We start from the raw sequence: 886 nt of genomic DNA, 5'->3' as shown, positions 1-886 counted from the left end.
CGCTGGCGGCCCTTAGAAGACCTCGATGTACTCGAAGATCGCGGCCCTGGCCTGTTCCCGGATTCCGAACCGATGGCGATGGACCAGCTCCTTCTTCAGCGAAGAAAAGAAGCTCTCCATCGGGGCGTTCTGCGCCTTCAAACGATCCCCCCGGATCGTTCGATCCGCTGGCGCGGACCAGCTTGAACCCGAGGCACTGACCCTTGCGGCTCATGGATTGAGCCAGCTTGGCGCGGTGGATGATCTTGCGGTCGTCTCCGCTGGCATATTGCATGCCGCGGTCCGAATGCAGGATCAGGCCCGGGACCGGGCCGCGCTGGTCCAGGGCCATCCGGAGCGCGTCGTAGCACAGCTCTGCGCCCAGGTGATCGGTCATGGACCAGCCGACGATTTCGCGGGTCGCATGCGCCATTGTCCTTGGAGTTGCCCATCGCGRCGCCACTGGTCAGAGCCCGATGGGCGACGGCGGACAAAGGCACCTTCCTTGACCGCTGCCAGGTAGAGCCAGCCCTCGCCGGTATCGACATAGCTGATACCCGCCAGCCAGACGGTGTTCGGGGTGGTGCAGTGAAATGCCTCCAGCAGCAGGTTGGGCGACGGCGTCAGCTTATGATTGCTGTTCGTGGTCACCGGCTTGCGCGGCTTTCTCAGGCGGGCTGAGATCCTGCTTTCGCGCATTATTCTGGCCACGCGCCGCTCCGGGACGTGCTCCCCCTCAGCGCACAGATCCCGGTGGATACGCTTGGACCCGTAGCGGTGTTTGCTGGCTTTGAAGACCCGCATAATTTTTGCCAGAAGCACGTCGTCCCGTGCAGAGCGCCGCTCGCGGCGGTCATCGCGGGCCGCCTGGCTGGCATGGTATCCATAGAGCCAGCTGCGCGACAAG

General features: G+C 63.8%; 2 protein-coding genes. Both read right to left on the bottom strand.

The genetic code is table 11. The features are described from left to right. On the bottom strand, nucleotides 1-376 hold a 376-nt coding region (locus tag FEV53_RS20380), incomplete at its 3' end, for a DDE-type integrase/transposase/recombinase (protein WP_342778324.1). Beyond that, the coding region (locus FEV53_RS20375) for an IS3 family transposase (protein WP_142836419.1) at nucleotides 373-886 on the bottom strand (514 nt) is incomplete at its 5' end. The genes FEV53_RS20375 and FEV53_RS20380, both read right to left, overlap by 4 nt.

The organism is Palleronia caenipelagi, assembly GCF_007004065.1.
GTDB lineage: Bacteria > Pseudomonadota > Alphaproteobacteria > Rhodobacterales > Rhodobacteraceae > Palleronia > Palleronia caenipelagi.
The sequence above is the reverse complement of the archived record's forward strand: the minus strand, read 5'-3'. Positions and strand labels throughout refer to the sequence as shown.